The organism is Pseudoalteromonas sp. CnMc7-15 (genome assembly GCF_022347925.1).
In the GTDB taxonomy this organism is placed as follows: Bacteria; Pseudomonadota; Gammaproteobacteria; order Enterobacterales; family Alteromonadaceae; genus Pseudoalteromonas; species Pseudoalteromonas ruthenica.
This window is the reverse complement of sequence record NZ_JAKRFT010000001.1, coordinates 747168-769058: the sequence shown is the minus strand read 5'-3', so window position 1 is coordinate 769058 and position 21891 is coordinate 747168. Positions and strand designations below refer to the sequence as shown.

The following is a 21891-nucleotide window of genomic DNA, read 5'->3' as shown; positions in this document are numbered from 1 at the left end:
CATTATCGAGCGCTTAGCCATAATTAGCGGGCTTACCCTGGGCTTAAAATGAAATCGCTCACGAGATGGCCGCAGGGCATTGTTTTGAATCTTTCTCACTCGCGCACCCTGTGCATGTGCGTTAGCATAGAGGCTATCAGTATTTCATTGATTGAAGGAAAATATATGTCTGCTCGTGTAGGGGTACTCGGTGCCAATGGCCGAATGGGGCAAGTGTTATTAGCTGCAACCAATAATGATGGTGACACGCAGCTCGCAGGCGCTTATGTACGCGCGCACTCGCAACTGCTCGGTGTCAACGTCAACAATGTAGTTAAAGACCTAAACGAACACGCTGAGGGCTTAGCTTTTAGCGCCTTCGATGAGCAAAGTCAGTGTGACGTGCTGATTGATTTCACCCTTCCTGCTGGCATGCTGGCCCACCTTGATATCGCCGTTGCTAAAGGCACACCGATGGTGATTGGTACCACCGGGCTTGATGAGCAACAAATGCAGCGTTTGTATGATGCCAGTGAGCATATCCCCGTTGTTTTTGCCCGTAACTTTAGCGTCGGTATTAATTTATTACTTAATTTGGTGCAAACGGCAGCGCAGAAAATGGGTGATGACGCCGACATAGAGGTTTTCGAAGCTCACCACCGCCATAAGATTGATGCGCCATCAGGGACCGCATTAGCCCTTGGTGAAGCCATTGCCGAAGCCAAACAATGGCAACATGATGACGTCGCTGTGTATGACCGCTCACAAAGTGAACAGGCCAAATCTCAAAAGGAAATTGGCTATTCGGTGCTACGAGGTGGCGATATAGTTGGTGAACATACGGCTTACTTTGCATTAATGGGTGAAAGGCTTGAATTAACACACAAAGCAAGCTCAAGAATGACGTTCGCGCAAGGAGCTGTGAGGGCTGCGAAGTGGGTGCAAAATAAGCAACCTGGCTTTTATACTATGCAAGATGTGCTCGAACTATAGAACTTTAAGGGTGTTTTTACGAGTTTCGGGAGTTTTTCATTGAATAGGTGCTGTTTTTTATATTTACAAACTTTTAATTAGATCTTTCTCCGACTCTCGTGTAGAATATCGTCAATTTGCCAAAATTTCATAATGCGTATAACCAAGCGCTGCAAACGGGTAGTAAATCGGTCATTTTTACTCCCGTTTTTTACTGTTAGGAGGTTAACTTGACTAAATCCGCTCTGTTAGTCCTAGAAGACGGCACAGTGTTTCGCGGTACTGCGATCGGCGCTGACGGCATGTCAGTGGGTGAAGTAGTATTCAACACGTCGATGACTGGTTACCAAGAAATCTTGACTGATCCGTCATATGCCGAACAAATCGTTACCCTGACTTACCCGCATATCGGGAACACGGGTACTAACAGCGAAGACGAAGAAGCGGCACGTATCTGGGCTAAAGGCCTAGTTATCCGCGATTTGCCACTGCTAGCGAGTAATTTCCGCAACCAACAATCGCTCGACGATTACCTAAAAGAACGTAACATTTTAGGCATCGCCGATATCGATACCCGTAAGTTGACTCGTATCCTTCGTGATAAAGGGGCGCAAAACGGGTGTATCATCGCGGGCGATGAGGTTGATGAGAATAAAGCCCTGGAAGCGGCGCAAGCCTTCCCTGGGTTGAAAGGCATGGATTTAGCCAAAGAAGTCTGTACCAGCGAGCCATTCGAGTGGCGCGAAACGAGCTGGACACTGGGCGAGGGCTTTAAAACCCTAAGCGCTGAGGATGAAAAGTTTCATGTGGTTGCCTACGACTTTGGCGTTAAGCGCAACATTCTCAGGATGTTGGTGGATAGAGGCTGTAAGCTCACGGTGGTGCCGGCACAAACCTCGGCAGAAGAGGTGTTAAAGCTTAATCCCGATGGCATTTTCCTCTCTAACGGCCCCGGCGATCCAGAACCTTGTACTTACGCCATTGACGCCATTAAAACCTTCCTTGATAAAAACATCCCTATTTTCGGCATTTGCCTTGGTCACCAATTATTAGCACTGGCTTCAGGTGCAAGCACTGCAAAAATGAAATTTGGCCACCACGGTGGTAACCACCCGGTAAAAGACCTTGACCGTGGTGTAGTGATGATCACTGCGCAAAACCATGGCTTCGCGGCGGATGAAGCAAGCTTGCCAGAGAACCTTAGAGCGACACATAAATCGTTGTTTGATGGCACCTTACAAGGTATCCACCGCACCGATAAGCCTGCGTTTAGTTTCCAAGGCCACCCAGAAGCTAGCCCAGGCCCCCATGACGCAGCCCCGTTGTTCGATCACTTTATCGAACTGATGCAAGCGCAATCTAACTAATTTAAGACCGGAGTAATAATGCCAAAACGTACTGACATAAAAAGCATTCTTATCTTAGGCGCAGGCCCGATCGTTATCGGTCAAGCTTGCGAATTTGACTACTCGGGTGCTCAAGCCTGTAAAGCGCTTAAAGAGGAGGGTTACCGGGTAATCCTTGTTAACTCTAACCCTGCTACGATTATGACCGACCCAGAAATGGCCGATGCCACCTACATCGAGCCTATTCACTGGGAAGTAGTAGAGAAAATCATCGCCAAAGAGAAGCCCGATGCGGTGCTGCCAACCATGGGCGGACAAACCGCATTGAACTGTGCACTCGAGCTGGATAAGCACGGCGTGCTTGCTAAGTATGACGTTGAGCTTATCGGTGCCACGGCGGATGCCATTGATAAAGCGGAAAACCGCGAACGCTTTGACGCCGCGATGAAAAATATTGGCCTTGAGTGTCCGCGTGCGGAAATTGCGCGCTCTATGGATGAAGCCCACGATGTGCTTTCGCGCATTGGCTTTCCATGTATTATTCGCCCGTCATTTACCATGGGCGGCACCGGCGGCGGTGTGGCTTACAACATGGAAGAGTTTGACGAAATTTGTACGCGAGGTCTTGACCTATCGCCGACCAATGAGCTGTTGATTGACGAAAGCTTACTGGGCTGGAAAGAGTACGAAATGGAAGTCGTGCGGGACAAAAATGATAACTGCATCATTGTCTGCTCAATTGAAAACTTCGACCCTATGGGCGTACACACCGGTGACTCAATCACTGTAGCGCCGGCACAAACACTGACCGACAAAGAATACCAAATCATGCGTAACGCCTCGATGGCGGTACTGCGTGAAATCGGCGTAGAAACCGGTGGCTCTAACGTACAATTTGGCGTTAATCCAGATAACGGCCGCGTGGTCATTATTGAAATGAACCCTCGAGTGTCACGCTCATCGGCATTGGCTTCAAAAGCGACTGGTTTCCCGATTGCAAAAATCGCTGCCAAACTGGCTGTGGGGTATACCTTGGACGAGCTGCAAAATGATATCACCGGTGGCAAAACACCGGCGTCATTCGAGCCGTCTATTGACTACGTTGTTACGAAAATTCCACGTTTTAACTTTGAAAAGTTTGCCGGCTCTAATGACCGCCTAACCACACAGATGAAGTCAGTGGGTGAGGTAATGGCTATTGGTCGTAATCAGCAAGAGTCACTGCACAAGGCACTACGTGGATTAGAAGTAGGCGCGACCGGCTTTAACCCGGTATTGCCTATTGGTGAAAAAGGCGCGATTGAGAAAATCACTCGCGAGCTACGTGAGCCGGGCGCTGAGCGTATCTGGTACATCGCCGATGCGATGCGCCATGGTATGAGTGTGGAAGATGTATTTAATTTAACCAAGATTGACCGCTGGTATCTGGTGCAAATTGAAGACATCATCAAAGACGAAGAAAAAGTCAAAGAAGGCGGCTTAGCTGGCCTTACTGGCGACTTCCTACGTGCTTTAAAACGTAAAGGTTTTGCCGATGCGCGTATTGCTGAGCTTGCCGGTGTGTCGGAAAAAGAAATCCGTAAAAAGCGTCAGCAGCTGAATATTCTGCCCGTATACAAGCGCGTGGATACCTGTGCAGCGGAGTTTAGCTCAGACACTGCCTACATGTACTCAAGCTATGATGAAGAGTGTGAAGCGGCGCCTTCAGACAAAGACAAAATCATGGTTATCGGTGGTGGTCCAAACCGTATTGGTCAAGGTATCGAATTCGACTACTGCTGTGTGCACGCAGCACTGGCGATGCGCGAAGACGGTTATGAGACCATCATGGTGAACTGTAACCCTGAGACAGTGTCAACAGACTACGATACCTCAGATCGCCTATACTTCGAGCCAATCACCCTTGAAGATGTTCTGGAAATTGCTCGGGTTGAAAAGCCAAAAGGCGTTATCGTGCAATACGGTGGGCAAACGCCATTGAAACTGGCGCGTGCTTTAGAAGCGAACGGTGTGCCAATCATTGGTACCTCACCGGATGCCATTGACCGTGCAGAAGACCGTGAGCGTTTCCAGCAAATGGTTGAGCGTTTGAACCTGCTGCAACCTGAAAATGCCACCGTCACGTCGCAAGAAGAGGCGATTGCCAAATCAAAAGAAATTGGCTTCCCGCTGGTGGTTCGTCCCTCTTATGTACTGGGTGGCCGAGCGATGGAAATCGTTTATGATGAAGACGACCTACGCCGCTACATGAATGAAGCAGTATCGGTGTCTAATGAAGCCCCAGTGCTTTTGGACCACTTCCTTGATGATGCCATTGAGGTTGACGTAGACGCGGTGTGTGATGGTGAAACCGTTATTATCGGCGGTATTATGGAGCACATCGAGCAAGCAGGGGTACACTCTGGTGACTCGGCATGTTCTCTACCTGCCCATACACTGAGCCAAGACATTCAAGATGTTATGCGTGAGCAAGTGCGAAACATGGCGCTTGAGCTGGGCGTAATTGGTCTTATGAATACTCAGTTCGCAGTTAAAGACGGTGAAGTTTACCTGATTGAAGTGAACCCTCGAGCCGCGCGTACAATTCCGTTTGTATCAAAGGCGACGGGCGTGCCACTAGCTAAGGTTGCGGCGCGTTGTATGGCTGGTCAAAGCCTAGCGAGCCAAGGCATCAGCAAAGAAACCATTCCACCTTATTACAGCGTTAAAGAGGTGGTGTTACCCTTTGCTAAATTCCAAGGTGTTGACCCAATTCGTGGCCCAGAGATGCGTTCTACCGGTGAAGTGATGGGCGTTGGTGATACTTTCGCCGAAGCCTTTGCAAAAGCGCAGCTTGGAGCAGGTAATGCTTTACCACGCGGTGGTCGCGCGTTACTATCAGTACGTAATGGTGACAAAGCGCGAGCTATCGAGCTTGCTAAAACCATGACTGAACTAGGCTTTGAACTAGACGCAACCTCAGGGACAGCGCAAGCGCTTGAAGATGCGGGCATCGCAGTTCGCCGTGTAAACAAGGTATTTGAGGGCCGTCCTCATATCCTTGACCGCATTAAAAACGGCGAGTACAGCTACATCGTAAACACCACCGAAGGTCGCCAAGCGATTGAGGATTCCAAAGTGTTACGTCGTGGCGCCTTGATGCACAAGACAAACTACACCACCACCTTGAATGCTGCGTTTGCCAACTGTACGGCTAACTCAGCAGACGATCGTGGCCACGTAGCGTCAGTTCAAGAGTTACACCAACGAGTAAACTAAGCGCTTGGCCGCAGTGTTGCTGCGGCCTACCGTAAGTGGGAAAACTATGCAAAAAATTCCAATGACCGCACGCGGTGCAGAGCTATTGCGTGAAGAGTTAAACGAATTAAAGACAGTAACGCGTCCAAAGATCATCGCTGATATCGCCGAAGCGCGTGAACACGGAGATTTGAAAGAAAACGCCGAGTATCACGCTGCCCGTGAGCAACAAGGGTTCTGTGAAGGTCGTATTCAAGAAATTGAAGCTAAACTGTCGAATGCGCAAATTATCGACGTCACTAAAATGCCGAACAACGGCAAAGTGATTTTCGGCACCACGGTCACCATATTAAATGTGGATACCGACGAAGAAGTACGTTATCGCATTGTTGGTGACGACGAAGCGGATATTAAAAATAACCTGATTTCGGTTAATTCACCCATTGCTCGCGGTCTTGTCGGCAAACAGCTCGACGACAGCGTGAACATTGACACACCTAATGGTGCGGTGGAATACGAAATTATCGAAGTTGAATACCTCTAAGCGAGCGTATTCATTCTAAAAAGCCCGCGCATTGACGCGGGCTTTTTTATGGCAGTGATGCTCTTACGCAGGGAAACCGTGTATTGCGCATCATAGCCTGCGCAAATGACTCAACAAGGAAGCTCCCATGCGTTACCCTGCACCGTTAAAACCCGGTGATACCATCGCCGTTGCCGCGATCTCCTCGGGTGTCGATGCGCCTTTTTGGCCACGTTTGGATTATGTACTGGAGGGCCTTAAGCAACGCGGCTTTCAAGTACGAGAGGGCGACTCGCTACGAAAACAAGGGTTAGTGAGTGCCTCTCCTGAAGCGCGCGCCAATGAGCTGATGACACTGCTATTGGATGAGACGGTGGCTGCAATTATGCCGCCTTGGGGTGGGGATTTCGCTTTAGATTTATTGCCCCACTTGGATTTTGATGCCTTAGCCAATGCCGCACCTAAGTGGTTAACAGGGTTTTCCGATATCAGCACCATTAGTGCCGTATTAAGCTATCGCTGCCATTGGGCAACCATGCACTGTGCTAATTTAATGCAATTAGGCATCAATGACCGCAGTGCTCAGGTTGAGCAAGTATTTACTGCGCTGAACTTGAGCTTAGGCCAGCAATTACAACAAAGCAGTAGCCAATATTATCAGGCGACACACCCCAACTACCGCACGCATCCCAAAGCCGTTTTTAAGGGAGATATGCCAACTCACACGCGCATGTTATCAGGGTCGCACTCAGCGCAGTTTGCTGGACGTTTAATCGGTGGCTGCGCCGATACATTATTTCCTTTGTTATGCAGCTCGCTGTTAGACCTAAAGCAGTGGCGAGCACACCACAACCAAGGTGTGATTTTGTATTTGGAAAATGCCGAGCTGAGCCCGGCACAATTTGCTCGAGGCTTATTGGCGGTGCGCGCCACTGGGGGTTTAGAGAGTCTCAGTGGCATTATTCTCGGGCGCTCGTTGTGCCTAGGGCAGGGAGGTTTTAGCTACTATGATGCCCTCGATTACGCCCTCCAAGGAGTGGCGTGTCCGGTTGTTATCGATGCTGATATTGGTCATGTTGCGCCCAACTGGGTCATGATTAATGGTGCCGATACTGAATGTGAATTTAAACAGGGTGAACTTAGCTTAGTGCAGCACTATCGCTAACAGCGCGATATACAAAGGCTGATATATAATTTTTAAGGAGTAATAAATGAAAAAGGACAAAGCGATGGCGCAGTGGTGTTTAGAGGAGCAACGCCGTCAACAACAACGCTTAGCCACGTTTAATAATTTGCGCCCTACATGGAAAAGCTGGGTGGCGCGTTTGCTTAGCAATTTGCTGGTGGTACTGATATTACAAGCCATGTATCCAGAGGTTCTGAGCGAACCAGTACTCTATGTGCTGGTGATTTTGATATTCGCTCAGGGTTTTGACATGCACAATCAACACAAGCGCATTAATAAACGTATCGATGCGCTGTATTCACTGTTGTCGCACAAGGACTAAGCTTTATATCGGTAATTTCATTTTGCACTAATACAATGGAAATAGGCTGGCTAGTCAGCTTGGTACAAGAAGCGCACGGTGGTAACGCTTGCTGTAAACGCCACAAAATAGCAGGCTAAACTCAGCAACGGAACAGCGCAAAGCAAGCGTTTTCGTCCATTTTAAGGCGCTTATTAGGTGCACCAGTGTTGATTATTTTAACGACGCATTTATTGATGAAAGTATGCCCGGTAAATATGTTTGGTCAATGCCAAATTCATATTTCAAACAAGAACCCTATGCGGCTTCTGCATATACGTGCCCAGTTACCGCAATATGACCTTTACCCTCTCCCGCTAATTTGACAGTAAACTGATCTTCAAGAGGAAAGAGTGTTGCGACCCTTATAAGCTTTTGAGTAAGTACGGTTAAAGAGCTTTGAAATGATTGCAACGCATATAAATCTAAATAGGCTCTTCCGCTATAAATCCATTCACTCGCGTATTAACAGCAGCCTGCGTTATGCCATCAGAGGAAAACTCTGAGTTTAGCTTTATGCTAATATGTTCATTTCACTGCTGCCAATTAATATCATGTGCACCTAATGCTTGGTCAATGGGTAAAAATAGTTTGGCAGTTTTATCACTTTTAATCTCTTGTTAGTTCTTATCAGAGCGCGGATTTGGATTATATGTAGCTGAATAAATAACAGAGACTATTTTCCAGCCATCTATGGTTTTGATCAGATCCCACGTTTCATCACCCCAGTTCATTTTGTAATCCCCGATATGAAAACTGTACTTAAAGTATACCGAAGCAATTTCACCATCTGATTTTATAGTTAGATCCCAATACTTCTCTTCAATATTCTCTTCGGATGAAGCAATCCAGCCAATAAAGCCAAGGTGAGTTGCATATATAATCCCGTCGTTACTTGGTAGGTTTCCTTTTCTCTTTTCAGGGTTTACTCCAAGCCACGGTACGTTATTGCTATAAAACAGGTCAGTAAAAGACTGCTCATCTTTATTCTTGATAGCTAACATAAAGTCATCAACAACCTTAACTATCTGCTTATGACTATGTTTAGGGCTCTCGCTTGCATATAGAAAAGAGTGAAAACACACTAATAATAAAATTAATAATCTTTGGACTTTCATACAACTCCCTTTGTTAAAATTAACAGATTATTAGTGAGACCTTGCAAGGTACACTCCCATGTAAAATAGGAGGTGTTCTATGTATAGATACACTAATAAAACTTAAAAAATAGTTAAATCATACACTAATCGAAATAGTCATACTTCACAACAGGAAGGCTTAGTTCCTACTAAAGGTATCCCAAAACTTAGAAGGGTGATTGAAATCGCAGATTTTGGCAGTGGAAAACCTATAACGCATAAGCGGAGGGCGAGAGCCTGCACTCTTCGCGATGCAATAGTTGAACCGAACACTTTAATGCCGTGGCAGGTATTAACTTCCTAAAGGTTGGTTGTTTTATCATCAACTGTGGTAGCATTGAGATAGTCAATTAAGGTCAAGGGAATGATATGTTTTCAATACGCTTTTTAACGATAGTCATATTTTTATCGTGCATTAACACCTATGCGTCAACTAAAAGCTCACAAGATCAGATTCAGCTCAATCACCCAAACTTCAAAGCTCCTTTAAAGTTTAATGTTGCCTTGCCGTCCGGTTATAGCAAAAACAAAGAGAAGTCTTACATATTAATGTTTGATTTCCATCCCAATGCAGATACATACCTAAGAGGTATGCATGATTGGCTCAGTCATAATGGTGAATGGCCGTGGTTACAAACAATTATTGTAACTCCAGCTCCAGGAAATAGAGCTGGGATGCTTTTTGATCCATTAGGAGAAACGACACCATTATTAGACTTTTTTGAAGCCCAGCTTCTTCCTGAAATAGATAAGAGATATAGAACCAATGGTTTTAAAATAATGAGTGGGTTTAGAGTTAACGGAACAATTACTCTATCGGCTCTAATAAACAAACCCGCTATGTTCGATGCGTATATAGCCATAAGCCCAGAAATTAAAGATGACTACGCAAAAATATTGTCTACGACACAACCAAAGTTAGCGAAAATAAAAGACGAGCCTAAGTTCCTATTATTCAGTCATGGCACTACCATAAAAGAGGATCATCAAACAGAGTCTTATTACCAGCTAAAAGAAATATTAGAATCACATGCTCCCAAATCACTGGATTGGCATTACAAGCATTTTGATGAAAATTACTTTATGTCTCTTCCACTCTTGTCTGTAATAGTTGCAGTAGAAAAGATGTTCAATGATATTAATAATGGTCTAGCTCCTGAGTCTGATATATCTCAGCAAGGTATTGCTTCCATAGTTCAGCATTATGATTATTTATCGAAACAAAAGTATGGGTTTGATGTTTCTCCAAAAAGGTCGATTAACAATTTAGGTTTTTACTTGCTGGAAAGAGCACCAGAGGAAGGGCTCAAGATTTTTGCCGAAATGGTCAAACGCTATCCATTAGATGCATATAGTCACCACAATTTAGCTAGAGCTTATGCCAAAATGGGTGACTATGATACCGCAGTTAAGTATCAAAAAGATGCAGTCAAAATAGCAGACACCATGCTCACATGGCATAAAAAAAGGCATCGTAGGTTTTTAGAAAAGTTTATAGCTGATGCAAGCAATTGAATCTCAATTAATTTTATATGTTCAGTAATAACTTAATACCGTTGTTATACCAGTCAACTGCTACTTTTGGCCTCGCTCGATAAATGACTGTTGATTATTGCACGATGCAAGAACTGACCTCATTATCAAAGCGTTATTGAGCGGTGCCCTCGGCTTAACCAATCTAGTTTTTGATGTAGGCCGGATAAGTGGCGAAGCCACGCGATCCGAAAAATGATGAATTTAATAGAAAAGTCCAGAATTACCGCGTTAATAATAGCGGTGATTCAAAGGTAGCAATACCTTTTTGGTTGTAGGTTTAAGCTATCTTTAACTTTTCCAACTCTTCATATATTTTAAAGGCTTCTCCTATAATTGAATTGCGCTTAGCTCCTAGAAGCTTTGGCATCCTATGGAATAGTGAGCCTCTTCGTTTGTAATCCAAGCCAAGGTAATGCGATATGAATTCGTTTTTATTGTTAACTACGTAATCAATCTTTACTTCTGAGCTTCTGATTTTTGAGGCTGTATTAATGTAAAAACTAGCTTTCTGCTCGTAATTAGAAATTGCGTCCTTCAGCTCTTCTAAAATACAAAGTAAACGCTTAGTTTTAGTACCTATTAATAGCTCTAAGTATGTGCTCATAGAAAAAATATCAGCAGCCTCTGCACTTAGCTGATGATATCGAGCAGAAACATCTTCCTCGAACAGCTTTAGTTTTTCCCCAAGCTCTTGTATTTCATTGGTTAATTCAGATTTTTTTAAATCTTCTTTAGTTTGATGATCCAACTTAGCAAATAGAAAATAAGCTTCGTCGGCCATCTTTAGCACAAAATTAGGTAAAGGCTGCACCTGCTTTCTGAAAAACTCTCTAAACTCTCTAACACCTTGGTTATGCCTAAATAGTATAAATTCTCTTACAGCAACAAGAGCAGCTATAACTGTAGCCATTCAACCAGAAAAGCTTCCAAAGTTTGCTAAAATATTACTAGACTCTCCTTTTGCCGATAGAGTTATGAATGAGCCGTATAAAAGGGTTGCTATTGAAAGCCAAAGAGCGAGCCAAAAAAAGTAATTTATATAAAGTTGGCCTACTTTTACTTTTAGTTGCTTAAACATTTGATGCTTCCCTTACATAGATGTCTGATAACATAACACAATCTCGGCACCCTCTAATGAAATTAAAGAGCTAAATCTTGACTTCATACATCAATAATTATTGGTTGATCGCTCCTCGCTCTTAACAAAAATCTGTATTGTTACTGGCCTGCAGCGATTAGCTTATAACCTCTTAAAGAAATGACTAGCTCAAAAAAAGCCCCGCGATGCGGGGCTTTATGGTTGGGTTAGTAACAATGCTTAATTATGTTGTGCAGCCGGTTTATCACTTACTTCGGTGCCTGGCTCAGGGCGAGAGAACCATTTGCGCATCAGACGCTTGGCATCTTCCAGTGCCACATATTGGCAAGGAATGAGTACCAAGGTGATCACCGTTGCAAAGAGCACCCCGAAAGCCAAGGAAACCGCCATAGGGATCACAATCTGTGCCTGCAAGCTGGTTTCAGTGATAATCGGGATAAGGCCGATAAAGGTGGTGATTGAGGTAAGCAAAATAGCGCGAAAACGCTTGCAACCTGCTTCGACCACCGCATCTTTTATAGCGATACCCTGGGCACGCGCTTTATTGACAAAGTCCACCATGACCAGCGAGTCGTTAACCACCACACCGGCCACGGCGATGATGCCAAAGAATGACAGGCTACTCATGGTCATGCCCATAAACACATGGCCATAAACTGCGCCGACCACGCCAAAGGGGATCACCGACATGATCAACAAGGGCTGGGTGTAAGAGCGCAAAGGAATTGCCAATAACGCAAAGATAATCATCAGCGATAGCACTAAGTCGCGGATTTGCTCGGCAACGCTTTCCATTTCCTCTTGCACGCGCCCAGCGACCTTGCTTTGTACGCCGGGGTAGTTCTTCAATAAGGCTGGCAGATACTCATCACGGATCTCTCGGGCAATGGTAAAAGGTTCAGCTTGATTGGGATCTACCGCAGCCCACACGTTAACCGTGCGCTTGGCATTTTCGCGACGGATGCGGTTAACACCGTCGACCAGCGTCACCTCGGCTACTTCTGCCAGCGGCACTTCTGCGCCAGCAGGCGTGATAATGCGCACATCATTAATTTCACTAATGGAATTTCGCTGTTCAATGGGGTAGCGGATCATCACTTTTAACTCTTCGCCATCGCGAAGAATGCGCTGTGCCTCTAAACCGTAAAAGCTAAAGTTCACCTGCGATGCAACATCGGCTAAGGTCAGCCCTAAGCTGTAGGCAATAGGTTTTAAATCCAGCTGTACTTCTTCGGTGGCACTTTGCATGGAGTCATTGATATCACCCACACCGGCCATGGTGGCAAGTTTGTCTTTGAGTTTGGCGGCCACTTCTTTCAATTGTTCGTTATCTCGACCCTCTAAACGGAAGCTGATATCGCCATCATCACGACCGCCGCCATTCATGATGCTATCGTCGATGGTCATTGATTTCAGTCCCGGCAGTGGCGGCATATTTTCACGCCACAGAGCACTGAGCGCAAAGGTATCCATAGGACGCAAATGCGGCTCTACCAATACCATCATCAAGCGAGCGTTAGTGCGCCCTTGCATGTTGACAGAAATATCGCGGATCATTGGCTGGCCGTATTGCTGTTCAATTTGTTTTTCAACATCGAGCACCACTTGCTCAACTTTGCGAGCCGTTGCCAAGGTTGCACTTTCTGAACTGGCGAGATTCATTTCGATATTAATGCCAGGGAAATCATGAGGGATTTTTGGGTTGGCGATAAACTTAATGAGTCCACCGGCGAATAGCCCCGCACTGACAATTAAAATACCTAAAAAGCCCACAATGACGGTGTAACGGTAGTGAATACACCAGGTAACCGCAGGGCGGTATAGCGATTCAATCACGTACTTTAAGCCCGCATCAAAGCGACTGCGCAAACGATGCAACGGGTTGCGTGGGTTAACCGGGCGGTTTTTCATCGCCGCCAAGTGCGCTGGAAGGATCAGTTTTGATTCCACCAAGGAGAACAGTAAGCAGAGGATAATAACGCCGCCTATGGCTTTACTGAATGCTGCGCCAGGGCCGGAAGCGAGTGTTTGCGGTAAAAATGCAGCCACGGTGGTGAGCACACCAAAGGTGGCGGGCACGGCGACCCGTTTTACGCCGCGTACGACGTTATCTAAACTCTGGCCATGTTTTTCTATCTCCGCATGGGCCGACTCGCCCACCACGATGGCATCGTCCACAACGATCCCCAGTACTAGGATAAAAGCGAACAGTGAGGCAAGGTTAATGGTGATGTCTAGCCCCACGGGCATCATCAGGAAAGCGCCGAGAAAGGACACCGGTAACCCCATCATCACCCAAAAGGCCAAACGAATGCGTAGGAACATCGCCAGCATCAGCATGACTAACACACCGCCCCAAATCATATTCTCGATCATCATATCGAGACGCCCTTCGAGGTAGTAGGTTAAATCGACCATAGGCGTTAATTTAACACCTGCGGGTAATTCGGTTTCTTTGCGCTTGAGGTAGTCATCCATGACCGCAGCAACGCGGGTGATATCTTGGTCTTTGGAGGCTGCCACCTCGAACATCAGCGAGTTTTTACCATTGTATTTCGAATATTGTAGGCCTTCTTCAAAGCCGTCTTGAATGGTGGCCACATCCCCCAAAAAGACTTGTGCGCCATCTTCAAGAGTAATTAATGGCAGCTTCTCAAATTCATTACCGCGATAGGCTTGTTTTTCCACGCGCATGGAAATGTAACCGTTATCGGAGCGGATTTGTCCGGCAGACATATTGGCCGAGAAGTTACGTACCGCCGTGGCGATATCACGGAAGGTAAGGCCATATTCGCGCAGCTTATCGGGGCTGACTTCAATACTTATCTCGTAATCCAAGCCGGAGTTAAAGTCGACTAAGTTCACTAGCGGCAGACTGAGCATTTCATCATGCAGCTTATTCCCGAGCTCCTTAAGCTGATAATTACTCATATCGCCGTAGAGAGCCAAAATCATGACTTCCTGAGTAAACTTTTGCCGGCGAATATTGGGGCGTTCCATCTCCGCAGGGAAACTGGAAATTGCATCGACCTGCATTTTTACTTCATCGAGCACTTCTTGCGGGTCGTAAGACTCTTCGACCTCAATCCAGCTTTGTGAGTAGCCACGATTAGAGTAGGTGATCAAACGTTTGATCCCCTCCAATCCCTGTAAAGACTCCTCAACCTTGATGGTGATCCCTTCTTCAACCTCTTGAGGTGCCGCACCGGGATAAACCGCTTGAATACTTAACCAGTTATTCTCAAACTGTGGGAACATTTGTTTGCGAATAGATAGAGCGCTAAGGATACCGCCAACAATGATGAATACCATCAATAAGTTGGCTGCCACCGGATTACGCGCAAACCAAGCGATTAAGCCTTTTTCTCTTTGCTGCGTCATCACTTAGTCCTCTTTCAGTGCCAATTGCGTATGTGGCTTCTGGGTTGGCTCATCATTTAAGCGTAGCGCCATGCCCTCAGTAGGGTATTCAAGCGCTGAGGTAATGAGTTGCTCTCCGGTAGTCAAACCGGTGTCAACATAGGCCATACCGTCTTGTTCGCGAATAACATTAAGGGCACTGAATTCCAGGGTATTGTCGTTATTCAACAGTGCGACGCGATTTTCTTTGATTAAGTGGCTGGGGATTATTGCCGCATTTCGCAGTTGTTTGCCAGTAATAGTCGCATTGGTGTAGGCACCAAAACGCAGCGGTACGCTGTGTTGGTAAGGGGTGTTTACATAGGCGACCAGATAGGTCATGCGTGAACGTTTATCAACCACGCCTTCATTGCGCACTATGGTGCCTTGCCAAGTCACCGCTTTGCCAGCGATATCGCTTTGTAAACTGACTTTCGCGCCGACGCCGCCGTCGACAAGATACTGCATATCGTGATTGGCAACCGGTAAACGCACTTTGGCAATGTCGGTGGCATCGACTTGACCCAGTTTACTACCTGGGCTGACAACACTACCTAAACTAATATTTTTTGCTGTTACTAAGGCATCAAAGGGGGCACGAATCGAGGTGCGCTCTAAATTGCGTTTGGCGCGTTTCACTTGCGCTTGTGCAGCTCTAAAGTTGGCGAGCTTTTCTGCCAGTTGCGGTTTGCGTAAATACAGCTCTGAGGGGATGACCTCATTGGCATTGTCTTTAATACGCTGCCATTCAGCTTTAGCCACATGTGCCTGTGCCTGTTCAATTTCTAGTGCTGATTGAGCTTGAGCTAGACCTGCCTGCGCCTCAATGAGTGCCGCTTCATAATCATTCGGGTCAATACGCAGCAATTCATCGCCTTTGGCAACAAAGCCACCTTTTACAAATTGCTCAGAAACAGAGACTACCTGGCCGCTTACTTGCGCCACAAGCTCCGTTTGCTCTTGCGCCATAACCTCGCCATACGAATGCACTTTTAATGTTACGTCCGTTAATTCCACTGGCGTTACCTCAACCAGAGGGGCGATATCCTGTTGTGCTTTTTGTGGTGGCGGCGACTTCATGGCGCTGAGGGCGACAAACACCCCAATGGCGCCTGCCAATACTCCTAGCGGCAAAAATATTTGTTTTTTACTAGCCACAGTGTTGCTCCCGTATATTTCGATGACAGCTTAATACTATCGTGAATGATGTTTACAGGTATGTGGAAGATGTAACAAACCATGAATTATGTGTCAGCAGAGCGCAAATAATAGGCGGCAACTTCAATGTAACGCTGTTTATTCCAGCGTTGACATCCGTTTATAGTCAACGACGACTGCGTTATGGGCATGCAGACTTTCTTGGTGTTCAACCTTAAACCAATAACCGAGTAGCCTGGGTTTGTACTGCAACGCCTGTTTTATACGCCGGGCGGCGTCTTCACAAAACAGCAGGTTTTCGGCATTGAGCTTGGCAAAGGCTTGCTCGTCCTCTCTTTTCACTGCGGTTTGCACGGCGGTGGCAATGACGGCCTCGAACTCGGTGATAAGATCACTGATATAGCCCAAGGTATGACCTTGCATCTGCATGTGAATATAGGCGAATGAGCGCTGACTGTGCGGCGTGGCGATAGAGCCTTGTTCGCTACTTAGCCAGTTGAGCAATGTGTTCTTGTCGATGGCATCGTCTGTAAACTCGCAGGCAACAGCGTCGCTCAGTGCTTGGCGCGATAATGCAGCGGAGCAAGGGCAGGTGCTGGAGTAAGGAATAGACAAGCCGAGCTCAATAGTAAACTGGCCTTGCTGATATTCACAATGTAGCGTCACGGGGTAGCCTTGGTACCCGCTCTTATCGCTGATTAAGGCTTTTTTCTCGAGTAGAAGTTCAAAACTCAGCTGCAGTTTGGCACTGTGGCTTAGCCCTTGCTGTGAACTGATAAGCTCGCGCAGCAGATGCTCTAAGCGATGGGGCGTCATCGCTTTGTTGCTCAAATGCTGGTTCAGTATTTGATAAAGCCGTGACATATGAATCCCTTTTGCCTGCTTACTATCTAGGCTGACAAAAACATCCGCTTGTGCATGAGTTTGCTGTACCTGCGAGCTGGAAATTGGAATGTGTATGGGTAGGGCAATATGCTCCATCCCGACCCATTTCAGCGTTAAAGCGGTATCTGCTGGTTGCACTGCAGTAATATCAGGTAAATGGCCCATTTTTTCCTCATTTGGTTAGTCGGTGGGGGGGTTGTTAAATGCAGCTATACAGGGCTAAAAAATGCCATCGAGAGTCAGTAATAGCCTCGGTTGCTGATCATGTTGTGGGGGAGAGCGATGCACCAATGCGCTGTGCTCACCGTCAGGCCAAAGTTGTCCTTTGAGCAGTGCCACATCACCTGCTTGTAATTGATGAATATGCTCAGCATGGCGATAAAGCCCTGATTTTTCGTCACTGAGCCCTTGATTGCCGCTGCCAAGCTTGCTGTAGTCTGCATCGGCGTGGGCTAGCCACTGCGACCCCGGGCCTTGGTAAGTGGTTACTAAGCGCACGGGCACGCGGTCAATGTGAAACCGAGGGCACATGGCTTGGCTGATCACTTTGAGCCGTAAACCAACGTGTTCACAGTCAAGCAAACAGCTGAACATATCCACTAATGTAGAGATATCGCTGAACAAGGCCTGATAATCTTGGTGGTTATCAAAGTTACTTTGCAAGGTGTGAAGTACTGACTTTGCGCTCACCGTCGAAGTCAATGCGAGATTTGGCTGCGCCTGAATAAGGGTTTGCATTTGCCCGCGTATCGTTGAGTCGAGTGCGCGTTTCCAAATGACGATGTTATGAGCTGGCTGGTAAATTGAAGGTAATACATCAACATTGCTTGACGCTCTCGCTGTTTTTGGCTGATGCACGGGGGGCGCATCAGGGGCATGGGACGGTGTTACTTGCATAGCATCTCTCGTTATTTGTGGTTTGTTATAACATATCATTTATGTTGTACTCTGCATAGACAGGGTCATGGCTCGAAGCGGGCTATGGTATACTGCGAATTTGTATCATGAAGAGGTGAGCGATAGATGGATTGCCGTTTAGGGTGTGGCGCTTGCTGCATCGCACCGAGTATTTCCAGCGCCATTCCGGGTATGCCGAACGGCAAGAAAGCGGGAGAGCGTTGTGTTCAACTGGATACTAACAACTTATGTAAGTTGTTTAACCAACCTTCGCGGCCCGCTGTATGCAGTCAGTTTAGTGCCACCACGGATGTGTGTGGTCGCACTGATGCCCAAGCAATGTGGCGCATCACCCAATTGGAGGCGCTCACGTAAAGCGCCTCTGTTTGATCTTTACTGAGCTTGAGGAGGGAAGTTGCTGAGAATATCTGCCACTGATTCACGTACCACTTCGGTGCGCTCAATCGGGGTTTGATTCTTTTTCAGGCGTCCCTCTTTAGCTGCCCGCCACACTAACTGGTTTGAAGACCTATCAACGACATCAATGACTAACGTACCTACCTCATACTCACGCGTGGTGGTTTGCACGTTGTAACCAATGCCCCAATAGTCCCAGCGAGCGCCGTAACCTGTAGAAAACGTATCGACATCGACCTTGGTATCAACGGATGCATGGTAATTAATTAACACATCTGCTTGTTGCGGGGATACCAGTTCCATGCCCTTGGCGCGAAGCTCATCATTGACCGCTTGTTGCACGCGGCGTTCCATTAGCTCACTAATTTGATAATTATTAGTGCCTTTGGTGAGGCTGGCATTGGGGATCCATGCGAAGGTTTTATATTGCGAGAAATCGACCGATTTGTCGTAGTCAAAATCCGGGTGCGAAGCACAGGCGCCCAGTAATAGTACCAAACCGGCTAGCAGAAGGTTTTTCATTGAATGCTCCTTAGTTGGGCAAAGTGTAAGTCCTACGAATAACATAACACAGGTTCTTGGAAAGCGAGAACTGCGTAGTCTGTTAGTTTTTTACCGCAGCAGTTAGTTCCCCGTAAAGAGAAAATTCGAATTTATTTAAAGCTAATTATATTTTTCTGTGGTAGTCTTTAACTTGCCTTGAGTTAAGGCGTGTAATGTGACGGTTTTGTGCGGCCAATGCTGTAAGAGTGACTATTTAGCTAGTGTGCCCTTAGTACTGTACCTGACCCATCGGCGGCGACACTGGCTCAGGGAGGATAGTGCCTAATTTTAGGCGATTGATACAAATTGACTTACAGGAAAACTAAGTATGTCAGCAGAAGCACAAGGTAAAGTAAAGTTTTTCAACGAAGCAAAAGGCTTTGGCTTTATCGAACAAGAAAATGGTCCAGACGTGTTTGTTCACTTCAGTGCCATTAACGGTAACGGTTTTCGTACTCTTAACGAAGGCCAGCAGGTAACTTTCGGCATCAAACAAGGCCAAAAGGGACCAGAAGCGGAAAATGTAACACCCGTTTAATGCTTATTTGCTCACGCCTGTGAGCGAGTAATTGGTGAAGTCGACTCGGCTTCACTTTTCCCCCCTCAAATTACACCTTCTTTGTCATATTAATTTAAAATAAGCCTTCCCAGCGTATAGTGCCTTTTTATTTTTGATATATTATCAATCTTCAATTATTATTTAATCTCCATGTTCAACAATTAAAAGAGACCATAGTGAGAGAGATCAGAGCCTTTGCCAAAACGGCATCGATGAATGAGTTAGAGAAAGCAATTAATATTCTGAATACTGCGCTCGAAAGTCAGCAACAGCAGGAAAAAGCGAAACAGGAAGTTCTCGAACTGATGAAGGAAAAAGGGCTCAGTGTGGATGATATTGTTGACTCGAAACAGGACAAGCGAACTAAGGTTGAACCTAAGTATCGTCGCGAGTTTGAAGGAAAAGTAGTTGAATGGTCTGGCCGTGGTAAGCGTCCCAAAGCATTCCAAGATGTTGACCTAACTAAATACCTCGCAAAATAATAACCTCCAAGGCCCGGTTTCGGGCCTTTTACTTACTTGGGTGTTAGTTGTGTTTACACTCCGAGATTACCAACAAAAAGCCGTTGATAGCACCTTAGCCCACTTTCGCCGCTCAGATAGTGCTGCCGTGATCGTACTTCCCACTGGAAGTGGCAAAAGTGTAGTTATTGCTGAACTCGCGCGCCTTGCGCGATTCCCTATTTTGGTGCTGACTCATGTTAAAGAATTAGTACAGCAAAATGCCGAAAAATATAAAGCATTAGGATTAACACCAGGGATCTTTTCTGCAGGTCTTAATGAGAAAGAGTTAAACCAGCAAGTCACCTTTGCCAGTATTCAATCTCTCGCTAAAAGTAGAGATAAGCTAAAAAGGCAATACTCACTTATTATAGTCGATGAGTGTCACCGCATTAGTGACGATGAAAACAGTCAGTATTCACAGCTTATTCAGCACTTAAAAAAAGCAAATAGCAGATTGAAAGTGCTAGGTCTAACCGCGACCCCATATCGCTTAACATCAGGATGGATATATCACCGCCACTATCATGGTTTTGTGCGTGGCTCGGCAGATGCGCCATTTAGCGAGTGTATATATGAATTACCGCTGCGTTATTTAATCAATAAAGGCTATTTAACCCCGCCGAATTGCGTTGATGCTGCAGTGCAAAATTATGACTTTAATTCAATCGCATCCGGCCCCTCAGGTATACCCAGTGAAGGCGATATGAATACACTATTGCAATCGAGTACCCGGGCAACAAAAAGTATTGTCAGTGATATTCAAGCGCAAGCAAATGCTAGACAAGGGGTGATGATATTTGCTGCCACAGTCAAACATGCTTATGAAATAGCTGACTATTTGAGTAGTGAGTCAGTAGCGGTTATAACTGGTCAGACACCGGCGGCTGAGCGTGATGAAATTATCCTTAGGTTTAAACGCAAAGAGCTAAAATACCTTGTTAATGTATCGGTATTAACCACGGGCTTCGATGCTCCACATGTGGATTTCATCGCCATTTTAAGGCCCACCGAGTCGGTTGGCTTATATCAGCAAATTGTCGGTCGAGGTCTGCGTTTGTGCGAAGGGAAAAAAGACTGCCTCGTGATCGATTATGCTGCCAATGGCTTCGATTTATTTTATCCAGAAGTGGGAGCGAAGCGCCCAGACCCATTAAGTGAACCCGTTCAAGTCGTATGCCCTGGGTGCGGGTTTGCCAATATTTTTTGGGGAAAAACGGATGCCAGTGGTCAAGTTATCGAGCATCATGGTCGGCGCTGCCAGGGGCTGCTTGATGATGGTGAGCAAACGCAGCAGTGTGACTATCGCTTTAAATTTAAAGAATGCCCACAGTGCGGCAGCGAAAATGACATTGCTGCGCGCGAGTGCAGCGCCTGCCAACATCAGCTGGTTGACCCAGATGATAAACTGCGAAAAGCACTTAATTTAAAAGAAGCCATGGTACTGCGCTGTAGTGGCTTAAGTTGTCAAATTACTCAGCCAGGCAAACTCAAAGTTACCTACTTTGATGAAGATGGGGCCAGTGTTGATGAGAGCTATGACTTTAATAATGCCAAGGTAGTGGCCCGGTTTAATCGCTTTTATGCTAAGCGGCACACCGTTAGCGGAGTCACAACCTGGCACCATGCTCAGCAGGTGGTTGACCATCAGCACTGCCTGCAAGCACCTGATTTTGTGGTGGCGCGAAAGTCGAAACGATATGGGTGGCAGGTGAGTGACAAACTCTTTGACTATGAGGGCGCTTTTCGAAAGGCAAACGCCCTGTATTAGGGCGTGTGAAATGCTCCTGTACGGAATGCTTTAAGCCATTAGCCCCCAGCCGTCACCATAACCATTGTGCTTGTCAGCTAGACTTTCCAAATAGGCTTCGGTATCCATGATCACATCATGTTGCGGCACCATTTTGATACTTACTTTGACTTCAAATACGCCAGTGTCCGGGCAAGTTCCCAATTGTGAATCGGCGCTTAGTTCGGAACTTTTCAGTGCTTCTTGGTAACTAATAGCATGTTCTTGCTTTTCAAATAGAATAAAGAAGTCCAATGTATGAAAGCCTGTCAAGTCCACACCTTCATCGTGTATTTGCTGTAACATGTGTCCGGTGTCGTCGTCGGGAAATTGCATACCTTGTCTCGTTTTTTTAAGAATCGATAAATTGTCTATTATCTTGTAAGA

General features: G+C 46.2%; 19 protein-coding genes. 11 read left to right on the top strand and 8 right to left on the bottom strand.

Annotated elements, in window-relative coordinates; translation table 11 throughout:
* Positions 1-165: 165 nt before the first annotated feature.
* From dapB to MHM95_RS03485, 6 genes are all read left to right on the top strand, one after another.
* Positions 166-972 (top strand): 4-hydroxy-tetrahydrodipicolinate reductase, encoded by an 807-nt coding sequence (gene dapB / locus MHM95_RS03510; RefSeq protein ID WP_239384234.1) that lies wholly within the window; start codon positions 166-168, stop codon positions 970-972.
* Between the two features lie 209 nt (positions 973-1181).
* Complete coding sequence (gene carA / locus MHM95_RS03505; RefSeq protein WP_022946183.1) at positions 1182-2318, top strand: glutamine-hydrolyzing carbamoyl-phosphate synthase small subunit; 1137 nt, start codon at positions 1182-1184, stop codon at positions 2316-2318.
* A gap of 18 nt (positions 2319-2336) precedes the next feature.
* Positions 2337-5555, top strand: coding sequence for a carbamoyl-phosphate synthase large subunit (carB, locus tag MHM95_RS03500; RefSeq protein ID WP_022946184.1), 3219 nt, complete (start codon positions 2337-2339; stop codon positions 5553-5555).
* A 46-nt stretch (positions 5556-5601) separates the two neighbouring features.
* Positions 5602-6078 carry a transcription elongation factor GreA gene (gene greA, locus MHM95_RS03495; RefSeq protein ID WP_138549004.1) on the top strand — a complete coding sequence of 159 codons (477 nt, stop codon included), beginning with the start codon at positions 5602-5604 and terminating at the stop codon, positions 6076-6078.
* A gap of 127 nt (positions 6079-6205) precedes the next feature.
* Positions 6206-7222, top strand: a complete 1017-nt coding sequence (locus tag MHM95_RS03490) for a S66 peptidase family protein (protein ID WP_239384233.1) — start codon at positions 6206-6208, stop codon at positions 7220-7222.
* 46 nt (positions 7223-7268) lie between these two features.
* Positions 7269-7565, top strand: a complete 297-nt coding sequence (locus tag MHM95_RS03485) for a hypothetical protein (protein ID WP_239384231.1) — start codon at positions 7269-7271, stop codon at positions 7563-7565.
* A 638-nt stretch (positions 7566-8203) separates the two neighbouring features.
* On the opposite strand, the gene MHM95_RS03480 is transcribed toward MHM95_RS03485, so the two are convergent.
* Positions 8204-8701 carry a hypothetical protein gene (locus MHM95_RS03480; RefSeq protein WP_239384229.1) on the bottom strand — a complete coding sequence of 166 codons (498 nt, stop codon included), beginning with the start codon at positions 8699-8701 and terminating at the stop codon, positions 8204-8206.
* Positions 8702-9091: 390 nt separating this feature from the next.
* On the opposite strand from MHM95_RS03480, the gene MHM95_RS03475 reads away from it, so the two are divergent.
* Positions 9092-10237, top strand: a complete 1146-nt coding sequence (locus MHM95_RS03475) for a tetratricopeptide repeat protein (protein ID WP_239384228.1) — start codon at positions 9092-9094, stop codon at positions 10235-10237.
* Positions 10238-10535: 298 nt separating this feature from the next.
* Here the strand turns inward: MHM95_RS03475 and MHM95_RS03470 are convergent, their stop codons facing one another.
* The 5 genes from MHM95_RS03470 to MHM95_RS03450 all read right to left on the bottom strand — a co-directional run bounded on the left by MHM95_RS03470 (position 10536) and on the right by MHM95_RS03450 (position 17696).
* Complete coding sequence (locus MHM95_RS03470) at positions 10536-11168, bottom strand: hypothetical protein (protein WP_239384226.1); 633 nt, start codon at positions 11166-11168, stop codon at positions 10536-10538.
* A gap of 408 nt (positions 11169-11576) precedes the next feature.
* The gene (locus MHM95_RS03465; protein WP_239384224.1) at positions 11577-14738 is read right to left on the bottom strand and encodes an efflux RND transporter permease subunit; all 3162 of its coding nucleotides are present in this window, start codon (positions 14736-14738) and stop codon (positions 11577-11579) included.
* Between the two features lie 3 nt (positions 14739-14741).
* A complete protein-coding gene (locus tag MHM95_RS03460; RefSeq protein ID WP_138509079.1) occupies positions 14742-15914 on the bottom strand; it encodes an efflux RND transporter periplasmic adaptor subunit in 1173 nt (390 codons plus the stop codon).
* Between the two features lie 138 nt (positions 15915-16052).
* Entirely contained in the window at positions 16053-16964 is a 912-nt protein-coding gene (gene folE2 / locus MHM95_RS03455; RefSeq protein WP_239384222.1) for a GTP cyclohydrolase FolE2, read from the bottom strand.
* A gap of 54 nt (positions 16965-17018) precedes the next feature.
* Positions 17019-17696 (bottom strand): DUF1826 domain-containing protein, encoded by a 678-nt coding sequence (locus MHM95_RS03450; protein WP_239384221.1) that lies wholly within the window; start codon positions 17694-17696, stop codon positions 17019-17021.
* Between the two features lie 126 nt (positions 17697-17822).
* On the opposite strand from MHM95_RS03450, the gene MHM95_RS03445 reads away from it, so the two are divergent.
* Entirely contained in the window at positions 17823-18071 is a 249-nt protein-coding gene (locus MHM95_RS03445; protein ID WP_022946194.1) for a YkgJ family cysteine cluster protein, read from the top strand.
* Between the two features lie 18 nt (positions 18072-18089).
* Here MHM95_RS03445 and MHM95_RS03440 read toward each other — a convergent pair whose 3' ends face one another.
* On the bottom strand, positions 18090-18635 hold the full coding sequence (locus tag MHM95_RS03440; protein ID WP_022946195.1) for a DUF4136 domain-containing protein: 546 nt from the start codon (positions 18633-18635) through the stop codon (positions 18090-18092).
* A gap of 349 nt (positions 18636-18984) precedes the next feature.
* Here MHM95_RS03440 and MHM95_RS03435 point away from each other — a divergent pair, with 349 nt between their 5' ends.
* The 3 genes from MHM95_RS03435 (at position 18985) to MHM95_RS03425 (ending at position 21486) form a co-directional block, all read left to right on the top strand.
* Positions 18985-19194: a cold-shock protein gene (locus MHM95_RS03435; protein WP_022946196.1), complete on the top strand. Its 210-nt coding sequence runs from the start codon at positions 18985-18987 to the stop codon at positions 19192-19194.
* Between the two features lie 197 nt (positions 19195-19391).
* The gene (locus MHM95_RS03430; RefSeq protein ID WP_022946197.1) at positions 19392-19697 is read left to right on the top strand and encodes an H-NS family nucleoid-associated regulatory protein; all 306 of its coding nucleotides are present in this window, start codon (positions 19392-19394) and stop codon (positions 19695-19697) included.
* A 40-nt stretch (positions 19698-19737) separates the two neighbouring features.
* Complete coding sequence (locus tag MHM95_RS03425) at positions 19738-21486, top strand: DEAD/DEAH box helicase (protein WP_239384220.1); 1749 nt, start codon at positions 19738-19740, stop codon at positions 21484-21486.
* A gap of 30 nt (positions 21487-21516) precedes the next feature.
* Here MHM95_RS03425 and MHM95_RS03420 read toward each other — a convergent pair whose 3' ends face one another.
* Positions 21517-21840 carry a ribonuclease E inhibitor RraB gene (locus MHM95_RS03420; protein ID WP_045980333.1) on the bottom strand — a complete coding sequence of 108 codons (324 nt, stop codon included), beginning with the start codon at positions 21838-21840 and terminating at the stop codon, positions 21517-21519.
* Positions 21841-21891 lie beyond the last annotated feature (51 nt).

Bases quoted from the DNA above. Each gene is read 5' to 3' on its own strand.
- dapB (WP_239384234.1), top strand. From the start codon at position 166: ATGTCTGCTCGTGTAGGGGTACTCGGTGCCAATGGCCGAATGGGGCAA.
- carB (WP_022946184.1), top strand. From the start codon at position 2,337: ATGCCAAAACGTACTGACATAAAAAGCATTCTTATCTTAGGCGCAGGC.
- greA (WP_138549004.1), top strand. From the start codon at position 5,602: ATGCAAAAAATTCCAATGACCGCACGCGGTGCAGAGCTATTGCGTGAA.
- MHM95_RS03490 (WP_239384233.1), top strand. From the start codon at position 6,206: ATGCGTTACCCTGCACCGTTAAAACCCGGTGATACCATCGCCGTTGCC.
- MHM95_RS03485 (WP_239384231.1), top strand. From the start codon at position 7,269: ATGAAAAAGGACAAAGCGATGGCGCAGTGGTGTTTAGAGGAGCAACGC.
- MHM95_RS03480 (WP_239384229.1), bottom strand. From the start codon at position 8,701: ATGAAAGTCCAAAGATTATTAATTTTATTATTAGTGTGTTTTCACTCT.
- MHM95_RS03475 (WP_239384228.1), top strand. From the start codon at position 9,092: ATGTTTTCAATACGCTTTTTAACGATAGTCATATTTTTATCGTGCATT.
- MHM95_RS03470 (WP_239384226.1), bottom strand. From the start codon at position 11,168: ATGGCTACAGTTATAGCTGCTCTTGTTGCTGTAAGAGAATTTATACTA.
- MHM95_RS03465 (WP_239384224.1), bottom strand. From the start codon at position 14,738: ATGACGCAGCAAAGAGAAAAAGGCTTAATCGCTTGGTTTGCGCGTAAT.
- folE2 (WP_239384222.1), bottom strand. From the start codon at position 16,964: ATGGGCCATTTACCTGATATTACTGCAGTGCAACCAGCAGATACCGCT.
- MHM95_RS03450 (WP_239384221.1), bottom strand. From the start codon at position 17,696: ATGCAAGTAACACCGTCCCATGCCCCTGATGCGCCCCCCGTGCATCAG.
- MHM95_RS03445 (WP_022946194.1), top strand. From the start codon at position 17,823: ATGGATTGCCGTTTAGGGTGTGGCGCTTGCTGCATCGCACCGAGTATT.
- MHM95_RS03440 (WP_022946195.1), bottom strand. From the start codon at position 18,635: ATGAAAAACCTTCTGCTAGCCGGTTTGGTACTATTACTGGGCGCCTGT.
- MHM95_RS03435 (WP_022946196.1), top strand. From the start codon at position 18,985: ATGTCAGCAGAAGCACAAGGTAAAGTAAAGTTTTTCAACGAAGCAAAA.
- MHM95_RS03420 (WP_045980333.1), bottom strand. From the start codon at position 21,840: ATGCAATTTCCCGACGACGACACCGGACACATGTTACAGCAAATACAC.